This is a genomic window from Arthrobacter sp. STN4 (genome assembly GCF_024539665.1).
Taxonomy (GTDB): Bacteria; Actinomycetota; Actinomycetes; order Actinomycetales; family Micrococcaceae; genus Specibacter.
In genome coordinates this window covers 1-2961 of record NZ_JAKZGX010000060.1, presented here as the reverse complement: position 1 = coordinate 2961, position 2961 = coordinate 1, and the positions used below count along the sequence as shown (strand labels likewise).

Genomic DNA, 2961 nt, shown 5'->3' with positions numbered 1-2961 from the left:
ACCACACGACAAACCCCGCCCCCGACACCCGGCCCCCGGCCCCCGGCCAGGGTCCGGGGGCCGGGGGGCGGGGGCCGGCCACACCGCCGCTAGACGGCGGCGGCCACCGCTGCCGCGACCGCCGGGCGGGCACCAACGAAACCACAAATTGGGCCTCCTTGCTGCATGGGATGCGTTGAGGGGTGCGGCCGCACTCCTGCTCGTGGCACCGCTTCCCGGGTGGCGTTGACAGACCGGGCATGCAGCCGTCACTACGTCCGCGGGCCGTGGCGACCCCCGGCCTCCGGAGAGGGCATTGAACGACGAGTCGTGGAGTCCGGCCGGCGTCAGTGCAAGGGCCGCCGGTCTTCAGTCTCTGTTGTTCGGTGGTGCCGGGGTTGCCATGCCGTTTGAGGAGGCCGGGTTCCCATGCCTGGGGGCCATCGAACGGATAACCACCGGGCGAGCTGGAGCCACGGTGATCCATGCGGCCGCCACGATTCAGGCAGCCGGCATGATCGCCCAGGACAACCGCCCGACCATCGGCCGCGCCGCCGACTACCCGGCCATGCGCGTCGGGTGTGCCGTGGATGGGGTCCTACGCAGCGTGAATGACGTGCCAGGCGCCGTTTGTGGTGTGCACCGTTTATGGTGTGCGGGCACGATTGATTTCGCGCTCTCCCTGGTGTCGGCGGAATGTCCATGGCAGTGTCGACCGCCTTCATCGGCTGGGGCTTGAGCAACGGCATGGTCCGCCATCCCCACGCAACCACGAACGGGGTGGGGTGTCCGCGGGGCCCTATGCTGCGCCACCCCTGCGCGGCTTTGGCAATACCCGGTCCGGTTTGCCCGTGAACGCCATGCTGATCGGCATGGCGGGTGTTACCCATCGCGTATTTTGACGATGGCGGCGTCGCCTTTGGTGCCGATGGGTTTGGCATGTTTGGTCGTCATGGTGACGTGGCGGTCTGCATGCTGCCGGGCACATAAGGAGTGGCCGCTGGTGACGTCGTCATGGTGACGGCTGTTTCAGGGCGTGGCAAAGCAGGCCCTGCTCGCTTTTTCAGGTGCGCTGCGGTCGGCTCAATAAATGACCTCGTGTGAAGAGCCCGATCAGCGTCCACGGCGGCGTGTGGGCCTCCACGCGTTTCCGGTAGGCCAGGGCGGCGCCGGCCAACACGTTCAGGCTCCAGCCGAGCAGGCTCGGCCACTGCCTGGGGCGGACCAGGATGTCCGGATCGAGGCGGAACACGTGCTGCACCGCCTGCTCGTACAGCCACTGGACGTGGGTTTCCGGCACCCGGCGCAGCCAGCGGCGCACAGTCGAAACAGGCCGGCCCATGTGGGCGGCGATCGTGCGGTACCCGAAACCTGCAGCCTTGGCCGCCAGTGCGGTCCCGATGACCTCCACGGTGTCGGCACGGCGCAGGGACAACGCGGCCGGCAACAGGACCTGGGTGCGGGCACAGGCGGCGCAGCGGGCTCGCCGTGGCTGCACGGTCAGCCGGTCATCGTCCTGGCCCCGCACGGTGCGGGTGCGTGATCTCCCCTGCCAGCAACGCCACCTCGTCGTGTGCGGGGCTGCTCACGATCAGCATCGCATCCGCTCCTGTCCGCCCGACCCCACACCTGTGCCACGACTCTCCCACAACACACACCCAGACTAGGGAAGGGGCCACCTCGTGTGGCGCCGGCGCCGCCCCGAAAAGATCAGCCGCCCGGCCACCGGCCAGCCAGGTACCATCACGCTGACGGCGGGGATACACCAATCACTGGCCGCCGGTCGGCGCATCGGATCCGGTCGTCACGCTGACGCCGCCAACGAACCCTGAACCACCACAGCATGGTCGTCACCCACAACGACCAACACACCGCCAAAGAATGCGACGCGTAACAGGCGGGCGGCTTCGGGGCGTGCCGGCTGGCCTTGAAGCGGAACGTCGTGGAAATCGCCGGCTTCGTGCGCGAGTCTTGCGCCAGCGGCGTGCAACATCCGTTTGAGGCCGGCCGTTCCCTGGGCGGCCGCATGCCAATCAACAGTCAATACGGGACGGGCCAGGGAGGGTGTGGGCGGTCACGCCAAGTGCGCACGCCCGGCTCCGGGAATTCGGCAAAGGACACCGGAGGCTGCCCGCTGGCGTCCCGCTGGTGTCCGGGCGCATGGCTCCTGTTGGCCACGAATTTCCCGTAATCGCTGGTGACAGCGCGATGGGGCCCGTTCTGGGCTGGAGTTCCCTGGCGCCCATTGTGGCTACGGGCTGCCGCATGCTCGTTAACGCCAAGGAACCGTCCCTCGCAGCAGTGGGGTACAGGGATTGAAGGCACGGCAGCGTCTTCCTGTCCCGGGTGAGGTAGAGGATGTCTGCCGCGAGAAGGTGTTTTGGGGAGGCCCTTGGCGGCAAGGCGGGATCGGGAGGGCGGTGCCGAATTGGGGAACTGCGCACGCATGGACGGCCAACGAAACGCAGCCGTCCTGGTGGCCGCCTGTCGAGACTGTGTCATGGCCACTGGCCGGGAAGGAATAATTCCCGATGCGTCCCGTGCCCCAGCCCGCCGTGCCCCAGCCCGCCGCGCCCGGGCCAAACAAGCCAGGGGGCCAAGGCACATTCCCGGCGGGCGGCAGCGATTGCCGGCTTGGCGGCCGGTGGTGTGTGTCGGCAGGGTGCCCTGTTCCGGGTCCCTGGGGTCTCTGGGGTCCCTTGGGTCTGCGCGTGGGTCCGGTGGTGGCCGTGGTGGTGTAGGCGGTCCGCGGCGTTCCTGGCTCCCGGGTTTTGGCTCCCGGGTTTTGGCGGCCGGTCCCTGGTGTGGCCGGGGGCCGGCCGTGTGGTTCGCTGCCGTGTGCGTGTGCGTGTGCTGGTGTTTTTGCCGGTGGTGTGTGGTGGTTGTGGTGGATTTGCGGGTGTGGGTGGGGGCGTGTATTGTTTATTGAGTTGCCTGCACAGGGTTGAGCCGCTTTCCGTTGGGGGGCTGGGCTCCCATTGT

The 2961-nt window shown here is 68.3% G+C and carries 1 protein-coding gene; it reads right to left on the bottom strand.

Annotated elements, in window-relative coordinates; translation table 11 throughout:
- Positions 1 to 1042: 1042 nt before the first annotated feature.
- Positions 1043 to 1477: a helix-turn-helix domain-containing protein gene (locus tag MMF96_RS19245; protein WP_256884458.1), complete on the bottom strand. Its 435-nt coding sequence runs from the start codon at positions 1475 to 1477 to the stop codon at positions 1043 to 1045.
- Positions 1478 to 2961 lie beyond the last annotated feature (1484 nt).